Raw genomic sequence first — 18,884 nt, forward strand, 5'->3', positions numbered from 1 at the left:
GCAAATCAACTTCCGAGGCGTTTTAGACGAACGAAACGTGAACTCTCGTCTTTACAAAGTGAACACTTATCTCAAATTCCCTTTCCTCCAACCATCATCCCCAATATTCACCCTTAAAACTGAATCATGACTCATGCTTTTGTCGCATGATGTGCTGACGGTCAGGCGGAAGCGTGGACGGATCGGGTGGCTTTTACGGCTACGAATATCGAGCGAATCAGGAGCACGCACAGGTAGCATGCGAACAGAATCGAGCCGACGCGTGGCGAGACTACGCCCGCTATCCACGTACCGAATGGCGCGGTAACGGCAGCCACCAAGCCAATAACCAGCGCGGCCTTTACATGCACCAGCTTGCGTTTCAGGTTTGCCGCGCTTGTGGTAATCGAGTTCGGGAACATGGCCAGCAGCGACGTACCTCGCGCAATCAGATCGGACGCGCCGAACAGCATCGATAGTGCGGGCACGGCGAGAGCCCCGCCGCCAATTCCCAGCAGTCCCGCCAACGTGCCAATCACCACACCCAGCAGCCCCAGGCAAACTCCGGTCAACGCACTCATCGCAATGTGCTGGTCGCGCGACGGCACGAAACTAATCTGATTGGCCACCACAAACACGAGAAACACTACGAAAATCCATCGCAATACGAGTTCCGACAAGCGCGAAAGCAGCCAGCTGCCGATCTGGCCGCCTACGAACATGCCGCAAAACAGCAGCAGCGCGGCGAGCCAGTCCACATTCCCGCAAGTCGCGTAAGAAATGACGCCGGAAATCGAGGTTGGTACGATCGCAAGCATTGACGTCGCCGCCGCATTACGTTGCGTCAGTCCGAGCCATACCAGCGCGGGCACAATCACAGTACCGCCGCCAATGCCAAACATGCCGGATAGTAGCCCTACTGCCACGCCGACGATCACCAGCACTGCAATGCCTCGCGCGGATTCGTCGAGTCCCGCAGGATCCGCGCCAAACAGCCGGTCCGCTTTCTTACTGAACTGCCCACTCATCTGCCCGCTCGGTTGCGCATTCGACTGTCCGCTATCTTCAGCGCGTTCAACACTTTCAGCATTCGAAATATTGGAAATATCTGATTTCTTCATCGCTCCCCTACCATCGCATTTCTTCCTTCTTGCGATAGTACATTCCCGCACATTTCAGTGCCGCGCAATACGCACCGCGTACCACGCAAGGTCAGGCGTTCAGCACGTAATCCAGCAATCCCTCATAATCGGCGCCGGTAAACGAACGCACTGCATAACTCGATGTTTCCGGATCATCTGCCGGCGAAATCTCCGTACGAAAATACACGCCGTCAATGCCCGCGGTACGAGCGCCAACAATATCGTTCTGCTCGTCATTGCCCACCATCAGTGCATGCTTGGCGGTCACGAATTCGCGGTCGAGCGCCAGCATGTACAAGTCGCGCGCGGGCTTGCGGATCTTCTCCTCGCTGGAGATGATCACGTCGTCAAGCACGTTGACAAGTCCCGTCATTTCCAGTTCTGCGCGGGTGTAGCAGGATTGCGCGTTGCTCAGCAGCGCCACGACAATGCCGGATTCCTGCAGTTTTTCGATCATTTCCAGAGCCCCCGGGTACAGGCGGATCATACTGGTGCTGCCCTGCCGGAACGCCCATGCGGCTTTTTGAGCGGCTTGCGGCAATGCCAGCAAACGTTCCGCCTCATCGCTGCGATTCATGAGCAACGATCGGTATACCGGTAGTACGTCGAACTCGTCCCACCCATTGCGAACGATGGCATGATTCGACTGATGCGCTATTTCGCGCGCCTCAAGTTTTTTAAAACGCTCACGCAACGCCTCGACCGAATCGTATTGCGCGCCCAATTCGCATGCGGCGTCATACAAGGCCTGCCAGGCCGCGTCGCACTGTTCGTCGGTACGTATGTCGATAAGCGTTCCATACAAATCGAAGAACACAACCTCATATTTAGGGGTATGCGTCACATTTTCCATAACAGGTCCTCTCGTCGGCATCGTCGCCGCTTTACCGGCGGCGGCTATTGCCACTTTGCAACCGCCGCCATTGCAAACCAATGAGTTACATGCGTTATACATGAGGTTACCGCAACCTCCAGATTGCAAACGATAGTCAAATAGAAAAAACATTTTTCTTATTTCTCATCCATAAGACAGTCAAGAAATCGCAATACAGCAACGTTTACACCCAATAACACGCCTATTGAAAACGATGTCACCATATGCTACAGTACATATCAGAACGATTGATCGCACCGAAGCGCGCCAATCGCGTGGCAATGCAGCATGATTGGCCATCAACGGCCCAGGGAAGAAGGAACCTATGGCGGAAACCCAACAAACCGAAAGCGCGGAACGCATCGCACGACCGCTTATCCAGCTCGCCAAGCTCAACGGCATATCAACGTCGTACATCGACCAGCTCGGCACCTACGTGGAAATCCGCGACGAAGTGCTCGTCTCCGTGCTTGCGGCGCTCGGTGTGGACGCGTCCAGCGACGAGGCGATCACAACATCGTACGAACTCACCAAGCATCGCATCGCAGACACGCTCGTGGAACCGACCATCGTGAAGTTTATCGGCAAGGAGTCAACCACGCCGATCCGCGCGAAAGGCCATGACGTGACGCTGCGCCTGCTACTCGAAGACGGCACGCAGTACGAGGGCAACCTGTGCATGTACCTGACCTCGCAGGCCGACGGCTCACTTACGCTCACTCTGCCCGACGACATTCCCGCCGGCTACCACACGTTGCGCGTCAACGCGGGCCCATTGCACGGCGAGGCGCGACTGATCTGTGCCCCGGCACGCATGACCCTGCCACCGGCGGTCGCCGAAAAGCAGCGTTGGGGTTGGATGGCGCAAATATATTCCATCCGCTCCGCCGAATCGTGGGGCGTGGGCGATTATGGCGACCTGAAGTTGCTGCTCACCGACGCCGCCGAAAAGTCTCATGCCGACTTCATGCTCATCAACCCGATTCACGCGACCGCGCCGGTCGAGCCGCTCGAACCGTCGCCGTACCTGCCGGAATCGCGCCGATTCATGAACGTCACCTATATTCGCCCGCAGAATATTGAGGAATATGCAGGGCTTGACGAGGAAGCAAAGGCCGAGGTCGAGCGTCTGCACGCCGAAGTGGCCCCCGCCAACGACAACGCCGACGAACTCGACATCAACTCCGCGTGGTGGCATAAGCGCCAAGCTCTGCAGCTCGTGTTCAAGGTGCCACGTTCCGCCGAGCGCCAGGCCTCGTTCGAAGCGTTCAAGGAAGCGGCCGGCCCCGATCTGCGTGCGTTCGCCGCATGGTCGGTGGCATTCCAGGTGTGGGGCGCTCCGTGGGAGGGCACATGGTTTGCGGAGACGAACCGTGATTCGCCGGAAGTGGCCGAACTCCTACACGATCATGCCGATATGGTCGACTTCGAATGCTGGCTGCAGTGGATCGCCGACGAACAGGTGACCGCCGCACAGACCGCCGCGCGCGAAAGCGGCATGGCATTGGGCCTCATGCAAGACATGGCCGTGGGCGTGCATTCGCTGGGCGCCGACGTGTGGTGGAATCCGGAACGTTTCGCCGTCGGCAGCGTCACCGTGGGCTGCCCGCCGGACTTCTACAACCAGCAGGGCCAGGATTGGGGACAACCGCCGTTCAATCCGAATTATCTCGCCAAAACCGGTTACGGCGTGTACCGCGAAATGGTGCACAACATGTTTTCGCACGCGGGCGCGGTACGCATCGACCATGTGCTCGGCCTGTTCCGCCTGTGGTGGATTCCGCAGGGCGAAGGTGCACGCGGCGGCGCATACGTCACCTACAACCATGAGGCGATGATCGCGATCCTCACGATCGAAGCCTCCCGCGTGAACGGCCTGGTGGTGGGCGAAGATCTCGGCACCGTGCCCGATTACGTGCGCAATGTGCTCGCCGAGCACGGCCTGCTCGGCTGCATGGTAGAATGGTTCGCCCGCGTGGACGACTCCCCCAACGCCGGCGACCCGTACGCCGACCCGGCCGACTACCGCAAGTACGCGCTGGCTTCCGTAACCACGCACGATATGCCGCCAACCGCCGGCTACCTGCAGTTCGAACACGTCAAACTGCGTGAGAAACTGCACCTGCTCACCGGCCCGGTCGAGGAATTCCAGGCATCCGCAACCGCGGAGCGCCAGGCCATGCTTGACCGACTGGTCGAAAGCGAACTGATCACGCCGGAAATCGCAGCGGACGTCGACAATCATATTCAGGAAATCGTCGAAGCGATGCACAAAATGCTGCTCCACTCACCATCCGTGCTTCTGCAGGCGGCGCTGGTGGACGGCGTCGGCGAAACCCGCGCACAAAACCAGCCGGGCACGTCCAGCGAATACTGCAACTGGCGTGTGCCGCTGGCAGGCCCCGACCACAAGGTGGTGCACACCGACGAAGTGTTCGACCTGCCGCGCGTGAAGTCGCTTTCCGCCATCATGAACGGTGAAAAGTAAGCTTTCTCCGATGATGATTTCCCGAAAGTAAAATTTCCTCACACAACACCAGAAAAGTCCCGTCAAACGAAATATTTGACGGGACTTTTCTTTATCTCTGTTCGACGCCCTGTTTAATCCTCTGTTTAATGACAACAATAACAAGAGTTTTCACAAGAAATAGTATGCGGTAAACGGTTTTATATATGAAAACGATTGCCGCACCGCCGAGTAGACTGGTGCGCATGAAGTTCCTATCACCCGACTCCGGCTTTATGCGCGGCCTCAGCGACGCCGTCGACGCGATTTGGATCAACATCCTCATGTTGGTCACCAGCATTCCGATCATCACCATCGGCGCGGCCTTGACCGCCGGTCACGATGCGGCACGACGCTCGCTCGCAGGCGAAGGCACCGTCACCCGCAATTATTTCGCCGCATTCCGGTCAAACTTCGTAAAAGCAACCGGCTATTGGCTGATTTTCGGCATTGCCGGGGCGATCAGCGTGTACTCATGGATCGTGCTGCAGATCACGCCGCTGCTGATTCCGAAATTCGCGTTGAGCATCGTATGGGCCATCGGATTCGAATGGATCTGGGCATTGCAGTCACGCTTCGAAAACTCGTTCTGGCGCACACTCGGCAACGCCTTCGTATTCGGCGTGAGCAATATCGGGCACACGCTCGGCATGGCCGCCATAGACGCGATTTACATCGCGCTTTTGGTCGGCAGCTGGTTTTACATGCCGCAAGGCCTGTTCCTGCTACTCGTTTTGGGCTACGGCACCATGATTATGATTCACGTGCCGATTTTCGAGCACGTGTTCCGCAAATATATGAAGTAGTTTTCTGATTCGGATATGAAAGAGTCCGAGCGAGATTTCTCTCGTTCGGGCTCTTTTTTGCGAGGCAGCGGCGTTTTTCCGTGGCTGATCGAAGGATCATCCTTGACGGCTCCGCCTTCGGACCTGCAATTAAGGACCGGCCTTCGGCCGGGCTCAATGCTACCTTCGCGAGGCCTGTCGGCCTCGCTCAGGCTGGAGCCTTGGGACAGCGCACTGCGCTGTCCCACAAGGGATGATCTTCGATCATCCCTTGACTGCACCAGCCATTACACCCTTGACGATGTGCTTCTGGCAGATGAGGTAGAAGACGATGATCGGGATGATGGCCATCACCAGGCAGGCCATCATGGCACCCATATCAACGGAACCGTAACCGCCCTTGAGGTACTGGATGGCCACGGAAATGGTCTTGTACTTGCCCAAGTCGAGCGTCAGGTACGGCAGCAGGTAGTCGTTCCAAATCCACATCGCCTGCAGAATCGCAACAGACACGATCGACGGCTTCATGATCGGCACCACAATCTGGAAGAAAATGCGGGGCACGGAAGCGCCATCAATCATCGCGGACTCTTCCAACGACTGCGGAATGCCCTTGATCACACCGGTGAAGATGAACACGGCCAGGCCTGCGCCGAATCCCAAATACACAATGCACAAGCCCCACGGAGTATTGAGCTTCAGCGTGTCGGCAAGCTTCGAAAGCGTGAACATCACCATCTGGAACGGCACGATCATGTTGAACAGGAACAACGTGTACAGCAGCTTCGCAGCCCAATTGTTCACACGCACGATCCACCATGCGCACATCGAGGTGCACACCAGGATCAAAATCACCGAACCGACCGTGATCAGCAGGGTCCAGCCGAAGCTGGCGAATAAATCCGTGGTTTCAATGCCACGGGTATAGTTTTCCAATCCAACGAACGCCTTGCCGGTCGGAATGGAGAACGCGTTACGCGAAATGTACGCCTTCTGCTTGAAGGAGTTAATGACCACCAGCACGATCGGGAAAATCCATGCCAGCGATACCAAGGAAAACAGTACGGTCCACAATCCGCCGTGCTTGACCTTTTCTCCGGAAATCATGCTTCCACCTCCTTGGAAGTCGTCAGCTTATTCTGAATCAGCGCAACAATCGCGACAAGCACGAAGAACAGCACTGCCTTGGCCTGTCCAACGCCTTCCCAGCCGACGCGGCCATAGAAGGTGCGAGTGATGTTCATCGCCAGGCCTTCAGACATGTTCGACGGAGCGCCGTTCGTCAATGCGAGGTTCTGGTCATAGAGCTTGAAGCCGTTGGTAACGCACAGGAACGAGCACACGGTGATTGATGGCATCATCAGCGGAATGATGATCTTGAACATGGTCTGCGTGCCATTTGCGCCATCCACGGAAGCCGCTTCGAGCACGTCGGTCGGCAGCGACTGCATGCCGGCGATGTAGATGATCATCATGTAGCCGATCTGCTGCCAGCACACCAGCACGACCAGACCCCAGAAGCCGTACGTTGCGCTATAGGTCAGCGAGCGCGCCCAGTGCGCGAGAATGCCGTTGAGCAGCAGCATCCAAATGTAGCCCAGAATGATGCCACCAATCAGGTTCGGCATGAAGAACACCGAACGGAAAATGTTCGATCCCTTGATCGCCTTGGTAAGCATGTACGCGATGGAGAACGCGACCACGTTGATCACAATCGTGGTAACGATAGTCAGCAACGTAGAGAAGCCCAGCGCATGCAGAAATTCCTTATCCTGCAGTGCACGGGTGTAGTTCTTAAGCCCTACAAACTCGGCGTCGGTAACCGTAGTGAACTTGCAAAAGCTCAGATAGACGCCCATGATGAATGGAACGACAAATCCAATAATGAATGCGGCAAACGTCGGTAGCGCGAACAGCGCCCACCATTTGCGTATCGCCTTGCCAGCCATGCTGATCATAGCCTGCCTGCTTTCTTCCTTCTCCATTCCGCACCGCGTCAACGCGGTGCGGAATCTTGCATTTTTAACCGAATCAGCGGATCACTGCTCTGTTCTCCACCTTTCCGGTGCTTACATTCGTCATGATAAACGGCATGACACAAGATGTCAAACGTTGTCATTTTCGCATGTCTCAAGGCGTGATTTTACCAACGTTGTCATATTTTGTGACCCTCTAAAATTGTTGTCATATCAAACACTTTTACACTTTTCCTGCTATGATGAAAACGTTTGTAATGCATGTATTGCAAACGTGTTGCAATACAGTATGCTGGAACGTACGCAGTTACAAGGGAAAAAAAAATGAAAAGCAGTATTCAAGATGTAGCGCAGCTTGCGCACGTGTCCATCTCGACGGTTTCGCGTTCGTTCACACGCCCCGACCTCGTGTCGAAAGCCACCCGAGACAAGGTGATGAAAGCAGCCGACGAGCTGAACTTCTCCATCTCACGCTCCGCAGCCGCGTTGAAAACCGGCCGCGCGCTACGCATTGCAGTACTGGTTTCCGGAAGGCTCAACCTGTGGTTCAGCTCATCCATCATCGAAGGACTCAACGAGATATTCCATGATGAAGGCTACGACATCTCCATCTACCAGATGTCGAGCACCGAGGAGCGCCGCGAATTCTTCGACATGCTGCCGGTGCGCCGCAATGTCGACGCGGTGATCGTCATTTCCTTCGACATCGACGCCAATGAGATCGAGCAGCTCAGGTCCGTCAATGTGCCGATCATCGGCATCAACTCGAGCCTGCCGGAAGAGCGCGGCTTCAGCGCGGCCGTGCGCATCGACGACAAGCAGGGATCCGAGCTTGCCGCACGCCATCTCATGGCTCTCGGCCACCGCGACATCGCCTACATTCGCACCAATCGCGACGTAACGCTCCACTTCAGCGTACAGGGGCGTTTCGAATCGTTCATGGCCCGCTGCAAAGAGAACGGCGTCACGCCGCGCGTGCTCGTTACCGACGAGAGCAAGAACAACATCAGCAAAGTCGTGACGCAGCTGCTCAGCCTCGACCACATGCCGACCGCGATCGCCTGCCAGGAAGACGGCATCGCCGTGCCGCTGCTGTTCCAGCTGGAACGCAACGGATTCACCGTGCCGAACGACGTTTCCATCATCGGTTACGACGATAGCATCTACGCACGTGATCTCGGACTGACCACCGTGCGCCAGAAGCCCATCGAAATGGCGCAGGAAGCGGCCCGCATGACGCTCGACCTGATTGAGGGACGCCCGCTGGAGCAGCCGTTCAAAACGTTCCCGGCACAGCTGATCGTACGTTCCACTACGGCTCATCTGCATCGCTAAACGTTCCGAACGAGCACCGTTCGCATAGCGTCTGTTTTTTGCTGCCATGTTGAACTTCACCACTTCGTGACAGCGCTTACAGGCTACCGTTGCTTTACGCTATCTTGTAATCGAATCTTTATATTCGTTTTTCGACTATTGTAAATGATAGCGCTTTCATTTCTGTTGTACAAATTCACCAATCTACAGCGTGTTTTCGTCGCAAATCAAGGCTTTTAGTATCATGGAAGCGTTAATCATTTTCATCGAAGGAGACACATGGCCAAACCGACCATCGCCAACGTGGCCCAATTGGCAGGAGTGTCGCAAGCCACCGTTTCCCGAGCACTCCGTGGCGCGACCAACGTCACAGAAGCAACCCGCAACAAAGTTCGGCAGGCAGCGGATCAGCTCAATTTCACGCTATCCAAAAGCGCTTCCGCCCTGGCATCCGGAAAAACCATGCGTGTCATCCTCTTGGTTTCGGGCAAACTCAACGAGTGGTTCAATTCCGGAGTGCTCCAAGGAGTCTACGAGGAGCTCGCGCCGTTCGGCTATGACGTCACACCGGCCTTCATCACCGACCGCAGCGAACTGGACCGGTTCTTCTCCCAGCTGCCAAAAAGCCGCAACTCGGACGCCATCATCATCTCCTCATTCCAGCTCATGCCCGCCATGCGGGAGCAGCTCCAAGCCATCGACCTGCCAACGGTAGGCGTCAATGTCCCTGCGGAATCAGGCTATTTCGACGCCTCCATCAGCATCGACAACTACAGTGCGATGACCATGGCCGTACGACTGCTGCGTTCCTTAGGGCATACCAATATCGCGTTCTGCAGCGACTACATTCCGGCCGACATGATTTACAACACCAGCCAACGCACCCAGGCGTTCGCGGATGCCGCACAGGCCAACGCCACCGATGGAATCATGTTCAGCCTGCTCACGGCCGACGCGCACGATGCACCGCTGAGCAAATCCGACCTCGCCTCACAACTGACCGCGAAACTGCTGTCACTTCCGGAACGCCCCACCGCCGTCTGCGTGGAAACCGACCAGGTCGCCATCGCACTGGTCAAGGAACTACGCAAACAGCAGCTGAATGTGCCGGAAGACATTTCGGTGCTCGGCTTTGACGACGCCGAAATCGCGCAGGCCGCAGACCTTTCCACCATCCGTCAGGAGCCAATCGAGCTAGGGCGCGTAGCCGGTAGAAAAGTGCTGCAGCTCCTACGTAACGAACCTCTTGAACATCCGCATGAACTGCAGGATCCTTTGCTGGTGTTGCGCAACACTACAAGCCGCATTGACAGCGGGGCGGCGACGTCGGAATAAATCGGCGTCATAAATCGGCGTCATAAATCGACGGCAGCTGAATAAATCGAGAGGCAGCGGAAAAACGTAAAGCCGCCAAAACACGAAAGCGGCCTGTGTGCATGAACCAAATCATGCACACAGGCCGCTCTTTTCATCGCAAACCTTGTAGGGCTTCAATCAGCGGTGCGATCTCACCCCTGCTGATCGAATTTCTGCGCTTGAGGAATGGATCCCAGCGATTCCTCGTTGTTGTTCCATTCGGTGGACCAACCGTCGACGTAGGCGCTCTTCACCTTGCTCCAATCGCCAGTGCCCTGCGCGTATTCGATAAGCGCCGCAGCCACGTCGTCCTGCCACTGCTGATCCGGAACGGTGAAGCTGCGTACCTCGGTCTTGCCGTCGGCAGAGTAGGAACGGGCGATCTTGGTCAGCGGATTATCCGGCTGGAACTCATCGCCATCGAATGTGGTGAACGGCACGGAGAAGCCCATATCCTGAGAGAGGATCTTCTTGGCCTCGTCATCGGTGACCATCCACTTGATGAAATCGAGCGTGGCCTGCTTGTCTTTGTCGGAAGCGTTCTTGTTCACCGCCCAGCTGGCGTCATACACGCCCGCAGGACCGGTCTCTTCCTCACCCTTGATGCCCATGTAATACGGCAGCATGCCAAGATCGTCATCCGCCACCTCGTTACCCTTGATCTGCGTGTAAGCCCAGACGCCGTTCGGGTAGAACGCCACCTGGCCAAGCGCGAATTCGGAAGTGACGTCGTCGTACGTCTTCGAGCTGACCAGGCTCGGATCGGTCGGGCTGGTCTCCAGCTCGAGATCGAACAGATCCTTGTAGTTATCCAAGTAGGTGCCCTTGATGGTCTTGGAGAACGTGGTGTTCATATCCTTGTATTCGTAGTACAGCGGGATGCGCCCCATATGCGCGGCGAAACGGTATGTGTCGGAGGCATCCAGACCTGGCGTCGCGAACGCGCCGTCAACGCCGAGATCGTCCTTGTGCTCGTTGATGGACTCGGCCACGGCCTTGAGCGTCTTGTAATCCTTGATGTCGTCGGCGCTCTTGATTACCGCGTAATTCTTGCTGGCGTAATCGTTGATGATCTTCTTGTTGTAGATGATGCCGTACCATTCAGCTGCGTATGGCAGCGTGAACGAATCGCCATCAATGGTGTAGGAGTAGGCCTTGCCGTCATCGGTGAGCAGTTTGTACACTTCGGTGTCCTGCAATGGCTCGCAATACTTCTGATATTTTGCGAACTGGTCGAAACCGGAGATGTTGAACATGGTCGGCGCGTTGGATTTGGCCAGTTCCGAGCTCATGGTCGCATCGTATGTGCCGGACGCACCGGTCTGCACGTCCACCTGCACACCGGTTTTTTCGGTATACATTTCGGCGAGCTGCTTGTATTGGTCCACAACTTCCGACTTGTTGTTCATGAAATACACATGGCCCTTGTCGGAATCGGCGCTGCTGCCGCCGCCGCAAGCCGCCAACGATACACCCATGGCCAACGCCGCGGCGACCGCGCACGTTTTGGTGATGATTCCCTGCCTCATTGCTTATCTCCTTCGTTGGATTTGTTGTTATTCCTATGTGTGCTGGTATTGGTAGCGCCTCTGGTCGCCGCGTTATAGCTGGAGCCAAGCGGTGGTGTCCTGCGGCAAACGCCCGTCCGCAGTGAGTTCGCCCGATACGAGGATGACTTCGCCTTGCGGCAGTTCGGCTGGACGTTCGCTGAAATTGGTGATGTTCGCCCAACCATTGGAACGACGGTAGGCAATGACTCCACCACGCTGCCCATCCGCACCGTCACGCATATCGGAGGGGCGGTCCTCGTCCAGCCACTGCAGCACGGTGTCCTGCGGCATCAGGTTATGCCTCAACGACAGCGCCTTACGATACAGGTTCAGCATGGAATTCGGGTCGGCGTCCTCCACGTCGACGGCGAAATCCTTGTACCACTTCGGCTGTGGAAGGTGCGGATCATGCTCGGCGCCCGCAGGAGAGAAACCGAAGGAGCCACCATGGCCGAATTCGTCATCGGGATTATCGAGCTTCGGCGCATCGGCAGCAACCCAAGGCAGCGGCACACGGCAGCCGTCACGGCCTTTTTCGATTTGCCCGCGCACGCTGTTGAACGCGGTGGGATCCTCCAGCTCATCCCAGGGAATATCCGCGACTTCCGGCAATCCCAGTTCTTCTCCCTGGTAGATGTAGGTGGATCCAGGCAAGGCAAGTTCCATAAGAATCGCGGCACGAGCGCGCTTGGCGCCCAGTTCGCGGTTCTCCTCATAGGTGGTGCCGTCGCGCAGCAGCCAATCCTTGGCCAACTGATGGTGCGACAAGGCTGGAACCTGCGGCAATCCATAACGGCTGGCATGGCGGGGCACGTCGTGGTTGCTCATCACCCAGGTTGCCGAGGAACCGGAACGTTCCGCGCTTTCCAAACCTTCCTCGATGGCCAGATGCATGTCATCGCGGATCCAATCCTTTTTGGCGAACTCGAAGTTGAACACCTGCCCGAGCTCTTCGGTCGATGCGTACAGATGCTGGCGATCCGGATTGACCCACGCTTCGGCCACAGCGAATGCCGGCGGATTGTACTCGTTGAACACCTTGCGCCACTCGCGGTAGATGTCGTGCACCTCATCACGGTCATACAACGGGTGTGACCCATCCGAGGGAAGCAGATGCTCGCAGACCTTGTAGCTTTCAAGATTGTCGCGGTCGAGGTCCTTGGCGAGGCCGTGCGCCACGTCCACGCGGAAGCCGTCCGCACCATGGTCGAGCCAGAAACGCAGCGTCTTGATGAAGTCGGCACGCACCTCGGGGTTCTTCCAGTTCCAGTCGGGCTGCTCCTTGGTGAACATGTGCAGGTACCACTGGCCGTCGGGCACGCGCGTCCACGCAGGACCACCGAAGCTTGCGATCCAGTCAGTCGGCGGCTGGTCGCCGTTCGGCCCCTTGCCGTCGCGGAAGATGTAGCGGTCGCGCTCCGGGGAGCCTGGGGCGGCGGCAAGGGCGGCCTTGAACCATTCGTGCAGGTTGGAGCTGTGGTTCGGCACAATGTCGACCACGACCTTGATGTTTCGCTCGTGGGCGGCCTTGGCGAGCTCGTCGAAGTCGTCCATGGTGCCGAGCTTCGGGTCGACATTGCGGTAGTCGTCCACGTCGTAGCCGCCGTCAGCGAGCTGGGACGGGTAGAACGGGCTCAGCCAGATGGCGTCCACACCGAGTTCGGCGAGGTAGTCAATCTTCTCGGTGACGCCTGCAATGCTGCCCAAGCCCGAACCTCGGGAATCCTTGAAGGAACGCGGATACACTTGGTACACCACGGCCTGCTTCCACCACAACGCCGGATCGGTAGTATCAATTTCTTGTTGCATCATTGTTTTTCACTTTCGTTCGCATCGTCGCAAAATGATAGCGGTTACATTTCTTCAAACTACAGATAAAAACAATCCTATATTGATTTCTTCTCTGTTCGTAATTAAAATGATAGCGCTTTCATTAATGCAATGCAATCCTCCAACACACGGCGTGTCCTACAGCCATACATCGCCGCGCACAAAAAAGGAGCTGCAATCAGGAGAGGAAAGAAGACTCCTGATTGCAGCTCGTCGTTTATTCAATTATTCAGTTATGAAGTTATTCGATTGATCGCGCGCTGATGGCATTTCCAGCGGTCTGCGCTACGCGATGCGCGGACCGATTCGTCATGCGCGATTTTGATTGGTTTTTCGATGCGATCAGTGAGCCGCGTCGTATTCAGTCTTCCAACCGTCCACGAATGCGGTCTTGACGGCATTCCAGTCGCCGGTGCCCTGAGCGTACTCAAGGAGGGCGGAACCAAGCTTGTTCTTCCACTCTTCGGATGGCATCATGGTGAAGTTCCAGGAGACTGCGGTCTTGCCGGAGTTCTGATCTTCAACAGCGGCCTGCACCAGCGGATTGTCGGACTTGACATCGCTGAAGGACTTGAACGGAGTGGTGAAGCCCATGGCGCTGGACAGGGCCTCGATGCCGGTCTTGCTGGTGACGACCCACTTCAGGAAGTCCTTAGTGGCCTTCTTATCGGCGTCGGAAGCCTTGGAGTTGATGCACCAGTAGTTCTCGGAGCCAGTGGCCAGACCCTGGTTCTCCTCGCCCTTGACGCCCATGTAGATCGGGAGCATGCCGACGGACTCGGCCTTCATGCCGTTCTTCTGCAGATCGGTCCATGCCCAGGTGCCGTTCTGATAGAACACGGCCTCGCCGAGAGAGAACTCGGAGGTGGCGTCATCACCGGTCTTGGAGCTCAGCTGGGTCGGTTCGGTGGTGGAATCCTTCAGGTACAGGTCGAAGATGTTCTTGTACTCCGGCAGGTAGGTGCCCTTGATGGTCTCCGGCTGCTCGGTGACGTTGTCCTTGGTGAACTCATAGTACAGCGGCAGGTTGGCCAGATGGGTCTTGAAGCGCCAATCGGAGCTGGAATCGAAACCGGCGGAAGTGAATGCGCCCTTAACGCCGAGCTGGTCCTTCTTGGCCTGGATGTCATCAGCCACGGCCTTCAAGGTATCGAAATTGTCGATATCCTTGACGTCCTTGATCTTGGCGCCATCGGTAGCGATGTACTTGGCCAGCAGATCCTTGTTGTAAATCAGGCCATAGGTTTCCATAGCGTACGGAACGCCAACGACCTTGTCCCCATCCTTGAGGGCGACGTCCTTGTTGATGAGCTGCTTGTACGGCTCAGTGTCCGTCATGTCATCAGTGTAGGACTTCCAGTTCTGATAGCCGACCGGACCGTTGACCTGGAACAGGGTCGGGGCTTCGGACTTGGCGATCTCGGACTTCAGGGTCTGCTCGTAGGTGCCGGAAGCAGCGGTCCGGACCTTAACCTCGACACCGGTTTCCTTGGTGTAATCCTTGGCCAGCTTCTGCCATTCGTCGTTGGATTCCGGCTTGAAGTTCAGGTAATAGACCTTGCCCTTGCCGTCGTTGGAGCTGGAGCTCGATCCGCAAGCGCCCAACGTGCCTACGGACATCGCCGCAATGGCGACCATTCCAACTGCTGCCTTGATAGTACGATTCATCAGCGAACCTTTCTCTTCCATTCCTGTTTCCCAGCACCCCGCTGGAAAACATCCTGTGAAATCGCTTCCTCACGATTCCTGACATGCACTATTGTGCCGCATTTCCCCCATTTTTGCAAACGTAAGCAGAAAAAGCCTTTTTTAGGGCGATTCTACAATCGCAAGTTTTTCTCAAAATCCTTTATTTTCAACGGTTTTCATCACACTATCTTTATGAAACCGTTTGCGACACACCCTCCATGTTGCACGGCAAAAAACGCAGTAGATCGCAAACTTGACAACTTGCGGCAACAAAAAACGTCGGCAGTTTGTAAACGATGCCAAACTACCGACGTTCGCAACAGTCAGCTTCAGGTGCCGTAAGCCAGGTGTCTTCAGGCGACGCAGCCAAATATCAGCCCAAAAAACGGTCCAAATGTTGGTGAAATGCGAAAACCTTCCCGTTACCGACGTTCAGTCCAGCGCAGCATGCCTAGCAATTCCAATGCTCGATAACGTTGTCTCCCTTATATTGGCTCAGCACGCAATAATGTGCGGTGTCGAGACGCAGCAAACGCGCGAAATGCGGATCGACGCCCAGCCACTGCGAGGTGAGAATGCGCAACACATGCGCGTGTGCCACCAACAGCACGTCATGACCGGCATTGAGCAGCGGCATCACCACGTCGATCGCATCGCAGGTGCGTGCGGCAGCCTCCTCAACCGTCTCGCCAGGGCCATTGTGCACCGGAACCTGCTCGCCGCTTGGCAACGTCTCAACCCAGTCGCCCTCCAATGATTCGGGGAGGGAACGCGGACCGTCACGCCATACATCCCATTGGAAGCCGCCGGCCTCGCTCACCTCCTGACGTGTACGCCCTTCGGCACGGCCGTAATCCCATTCCGCAATCTCGTCAAGCACTTTGAAATCGCCATAACCGGCCAGTTGCGCGGTCTGCTGGGCGCGGCGCAGAGGGCTTGCGAATATGCAGTCCGGATCAAACCCTTTGGGAAACGCCTCACGAAGACGCTCGCCCGCCGCACGGGCCTGCTCGCAACCGGTATCGGTCAACGGAATATTGGTTCGGCCAGTATGCTGGCCCGATTCGCTCCACACAGTCTGGCCATGACGCAACAGCACCAGGCGGCCGGGCACGATTGAAGAAGCATCTTCGCTTCCAACTTGAATATCTGTCATACTCCTACTCTAACCGACGGAAAGCGTTTCACCAGCAATCTTTCACCATGTGTCTTAAGCGCTTCGCAACGCACGCACGATCCAGCGAAATCCAACCGAAATCCGACTGCACGGTCTACACTGGAAACCATGAGTGAAATGCCTGACTTGGAATCCAACGCAGACCGCATCGTAGCGTCACTGCACAACGTCGACGAGAAGGTGAACGCCTTGCGCGAACAGCGAATCAACGATCCCGACGATCTTTGCGACAAGATATTCAAGGCGGCCGCCCCCGCGCTGGCCGGACTCGTGTTCGGCAAACTGTTCGAACTGGCATGGCACAAGTCGGTTGGCCGCAAAGCCGTATTACCGGACGGCACCACCGACAAACGCAAGGAACTGGCGCTGAATCTCGTATTCGGCGTAGTTTCCGCTGGTTTCGGTGCACTGGTATCGCAGCTTTTCGACCACGGATCGCAAGCGCTGGTCAACCGCCGACACTCACGACAAGCACGCGAAATCCACTGAAACTGCGATTGGAAAGAGGTGCGCTTGTGGGCGAAATTGCTTGCGCAATTACGCGGATAGGATAAAAATAGGCAACATGAGCAATATTCTGCATAATGCAACCGTTGACACTCTACTGGAGCGTCGTTCAATCCGTAAATTCAAGCCGAAGCCACTGAGCGACGATATCGTCGAAACACTCGAAACCGTGGCTCAGCATGCCGCAAGCAGCCAATTCCTAAACGACCGGTCGGCAATCCGCATTACCGATCCGGCCGCAAAGAAGCGTCTTGCTGAAATCGGCGGGCAACCATATATTGCGACCGCGCCACTGCTGTACGTGTTTGTGCTTGACGAACATCGCAATGCGGCCATCGCAGCTTCCAAGGGCGTTGAGACCGCTTCCGACGAGTTTACGTTGAATGGCAGCTATCGTTACACTCAGGCGCAGAATGACGCAGTTTTGGCGCTTCATGCGATGGAGACTGCCGCTTATTCGCTCGGTCTTGGTTGCGTGATTCTCGGCTCGCTGCTTAACGATGTTCCGGCTTTGATTGATCTGCTGAATCTTCCGGAATACACGTACCCTGTGCTGGGACTGGCGATCGGCAAGCCCGATCAGGATCCTGCACTCAAGCCGCGTATGCCGCGTTCCATGCAGTTCTTTGAGAATGAGTATCCGTCGAACAATGAGACGTTACTTGCTGGTTTGCAGGATTTCGACGAGGAAGTGCATCGGTATTACGATTTGCGCAATACCGAGCGCCCGGTTGATACGTTCAGCGATCAGATTGCGTCGAATGCGGTCGATTCCGGTGTGACCAGCAAGGCCGTAGTTCCAAACGCCAAGCACCAAGGCTTCCGCCTCGAGCGCTAACGAAACTACGGCTTCGACGAACTGCCCCCATGCGCTCCGCCCGAGCAAAACTTCCAGTCAGTGGAACAATCACCCCGCTCACAGTCTCTGGGAGTCCCAAAATCCCACTCACTGGAAAAATCGGGACGCTAGGAAGCATGCGAGCGGGGTGATTCCTCCAGTCGGTGGAAGAAACCCCCGCCTACAGACCTCTAAACGTCCATAAACCTCCAGTCGGTGGAAAGATTAAGACGCTACAAGGCTTGTAGGCGGGGGTTTTCTTCCAGTGGGTGGAGGTTTTCAGACGCTTAAAGACGTGCAAGAGGACTGATTCCTCCAGCGAGTGGAGGAATCGGGACGGTACGGCTACTTACGACGTGGTTTATAGCCTTTTTTGCGGGAATGCGGTTTAATCTGCTGATTAAATGGAACGTACGTATAGCTGGATTGTGGATCGCGATGCGTGAGATGCCAGGTTCCGCAGAATTCGCACCGATATACCCAAAGTTCGGTGCCGCGTTCACGCCAACTTTGGTCAGCGGCCTGCTGAGCTGTTGCTTTGTCGTGATACATGATTTTGTTCGATTCGACACAGCGTTTGGGTACGAAATAATGCATAGTTCTTCAGTCTATTCAACCATCGGATAAGCGCAAGAAGGTCCCTTAACATTCCTGAGATCTGTCGGCGTACTGGAACTTTCAGTGGCCAGAACGATCCTCCCGCCGGGAAGGCCCGTAACCCCGAAGACCGGAACGCAAGCAGATAAAAAATAAGATTGATGGAGATGTTCTCGTCATCTTGCGTTGCCGTGCTATCATTTCGTGCAATGGACCATGGCACGGATTCGCGGCCGTTCCCGGCCTTCCCTTTTCTGGTCCGGCTTTGCCAAGCCGCCGTCCTGCCATGCCGGGCGGTTAATTGGAATGGCGATCATCCGCCCGGAAATACGAAAAGATCCCCGGGAGCCAAGCTCCACCGGGGATCCTCATATTCCTAAATTCAATGCGGCGGCGCGCTACTCTCCCACACCCTCTCGAGTGCAGTACCATCGCCGCAGCCAGGCCTTAGCTTCCGGGTTCGGAAAGGGACCGGGCGTCTCACCTGGGCCATGACCACCGCAAAACCAACACAACGGCCAACCGGGAAACCGGCGGCCGGCAACGGAACCGACCACGATTCCGATCGTGGCGGTCCGGGAACCGGACAACGGACGCAAGCAAACGCCTTACCAGTATCGTCGTCGTGACCACAAGAAACAGCATTCCTTGCCATCCAACGAGAAACCACCACAGGACGAGACCCAACCCAACAGGGTCGGAAAGATGTGCCGCGATCGCCCGTTAGTACCGGTCGGCTCCACCCCTCGCAAGGCTTCCACCTC

The 18,884-nt window shown here is 56.2% G+C and carries 16 protein-coding genes and 1 rRNA gene; 7 read left to right on the forward strand and 10 right to left on the reverse strand.

The window, feature by feature from the left end; genetic code table 11:
• Positions 1-161: 161 nt before the first annotated feature.
• Positions 162-1,007 carry a sulfite exporter TauE/SafE family protein gene (locus CE153_RS08430; protein ID WP_180753468.1) on the reverse strand — a complete coding sequence of 282 codons (846 nt, stop codon included), beginning with the start codon at positions 1,005-1,007 and terminating at the stop codon, positions 162-164.
• Between the two features lie 184 nt (positions 1,008-1,191).
• Positions 1,192-1,974: an HAD family hydrolase gene (locus CE153_RS08435; RefSeq protein ID WP_236824521.1), complete on the reverse strand. Its 783-nt coding sequence runs from the start codon at positions 1,972-1,974 to the stop codon at positions 1,192-1,194.
• Between the two features lie 346 nt (positions 1,975-2,320).
• Here CE153_RS08435 and malQ point away from each other — a divergent pair, with 346 nt between their 5' ends.
• The gene (malQ, locus tag CE153_RS08440; protein WP_099595869.1) at positions 2,321-4,483 is read left to right on the forward strand and encodes a 4-alpha-glucanotransferase; all 2,163 of its coding nucleotides are present in this window, start codon (positions 2,321-2,323) and stop codon (positions 4,481-4,483) included.
• A gap of 224 nt (positions 4,484-4,707) precedes the next feature.
• The gene (locus CE153_RS08445; protein WP_099595870.1) at positions 4,708-5,307 is read left to right on the forward strand and encodes a YesL family protein; all 600 of its coding nucleotides are present in this window, start codon (positions 4,708-4,710) and stop codon (positions 5,305-5,307) included.
• A gap of 243 nt (positions 5,308-5,550) precedes the next feature.
• Here CE153_RS08445 and CE153_RS08450 read toward each other — a convergent pair whose 3' ends face one another.
• The gene (locus tag CE153_RS08450) at positions 5,551-6,393 is read right to left on the reverse strand and encodes a carbohydrate ABC transporter permease (protein WP_099595871.1); all 843 of its coding nucleotides are present in this window, start codon (positions 6,391-6,393) and stop codon (positions 5,551-5,553) included.
• The gene (locus tag CE153_RS08455) at positions 6,390-7,244 is read right to left on the reverse strand and encodes a carbohydrate ABC transporter permease (RefSeq protein WP_080789705.1); all 855 of its coding nucleotides are present in this window, start codon (positions 7,242-7,244) and stop codon (positions 6,390-6,392) included. The genes CE153_RS08450 and CE153_RS08455 overlap by 4 nt, the downstream gene beginning before the upstream one ends.
• A gap of 342 nt (positions 7,245-7,586) precedes the next feature.
• Between CE153_RS08455 and CE153_RS08460 the strand changes: the two genes are divergently transcribed.
• Both CE153_RS08460 and CE153_RS08465 read left to right on the forward strand, forming a co-directional pair.
• Entirely contained in the window at positions 7,587-8,597 is a 1,011-nt protein-coding gene (locus tag CE153_RS08460) for a LacI family DNA-binding transcriptional regulator (RefSeq protein WP_033501762.1), read from the forward strand.
• 258 nt (positions 8,598-8,855) lie between these two features.
• Entirely contained in the window at positions 8,856-9,911 is a 1,056-nt protein-coding gene (locus CE153_RS08465) for a LacI family DNA-binding transcriptional regulator (protein ID WP_099595872.1), read from the forward strand.
• A 173-nt stretch (positions 9,912-10,084) separates the two neighbouring features.
• Here the strand turns inward: CE153_RS08465 and CE153_RS08470 are convergent, their stop codons facing one another.
• From CE153_RS08470 to CE153_RS08485, 4 genes are all read right to left on the reverse strand, one after another.
• Positions 10,085-11,461: an ABC transporter substrate-binding protein gene (locus tag CE153_RS08470; protein WP_099595873.1), complete on the reverse strand. Its 1,377-nt coding sequence runs from the start codon at positions 11,459-11,461 to the stop codon at positions 10,085-10,087.
• Positions 11,462-11,533: 72 nt separating this feature from the next.
• Positions 11,534-13,294: a glycoside hydrolase family 13 protein gene (locus CE153_RS08475; protein WP_099595874.1), complete on the reverse strand. Its 1,761-nt coding sequence runs from the start codon at positions 13,292-13,294 to the stop codon at positions 11,534-11,536.
• 360 nt (positions 13,295-13,654) lie between these two features.
• A complete protein-coding gene (locus CE153_RS08480) occupies positions 13,655-15,001 on the reverse strand; it encodes an ABC transporter substrate-binding protein (protein WP_180753467.1) in 1,347 nt (448 codons plus the stop codon).
• Between the two features lie 451 nt (positions 15,002-15,452).
• Positions 15,453-16,157 carry a histidine phosphatase family protein gene (locus CE153_RS08485; RefSeq protein ID WP_099595875.1) on the reverse strand — a complete coding sequence of 235 codons (705 nt, stop codon included), beginning with the start codon at positions 16,155-16,157 and terminating at the stop codon, positions 15,453-15,455.
• Between the two features lie 129 nt (positions 16,158-16,286).
• Here CE153_RS08485 and CE153_RS08490 point away from each other — a divergent pair, with 129 nt between their 5' ends.
• Positions 16,287-16,667 (forward strand): DUF4235 domain-containing protein, encoded by a 381-nt coding sequence (locus CE153_RS08490; RefSeq protein WP_099571567.1) that lies wholly within the window; start codon positions 16,287-16,289, stop codon positions 16,665-16,667.
• A 76-nt stretch (positions 16,668-16,743) separates the two neighbouring features.
• On the forward strand, positions 16,744-17,523 hold the full coding sequence (locus CE153_RS08495; protein ID WP_099595876.1) for a nitroreductase family protein: 780 nt from the start codon (positions 16,744-16,746) through the stop codon (positions 17,521-17,523).
• A 345-nt stretch (positions 17,524-17,868) separates the two neighbouring features.
• On the opposite strand, the gene CE153_RS08500 is transcribed toward CE153_RS08495, so the two are convergent.
• Positions 17,869-18,120, reverse strand: coding sequence for a hypothetical protein (locus CE153_RS08500; RefSeq protein ID WP_003835954.1), 252 nt, complete (start codon positions 18,118-18,120; stop codon positions 17,869-17,871).
• Between the two features lie 385 nt (positions 18,121-18,505).
• A 5S ribosomal RNA gene (rrf, locus tag CE153_RS08505) occupies positions 18,506-18,623 on the reverse strand.
• A gap of 64 nt (positions 18,624-18,687) precedes the next feature.
• Between rrf and CE153_RS09055 the strand changes: the two genes are divergently transcribed.
• The coding region (locus CE153_RS09055) for a hypothetical protein (protein WP_236824522.1) at positions 18,688-18,884 on the forward strand (197 nt) is incomplete at its 3' end.

It is taken from the genome of Bifidobacterium sp. N4G05 (assembly GCF_002742445.1).
Lineage (GTDB): Bacteria > Actinomycetota > Actinomycetes > Actinomycetales > Bifidobacteriaceae > Bifidobacterium > Bifidobacterium hominis.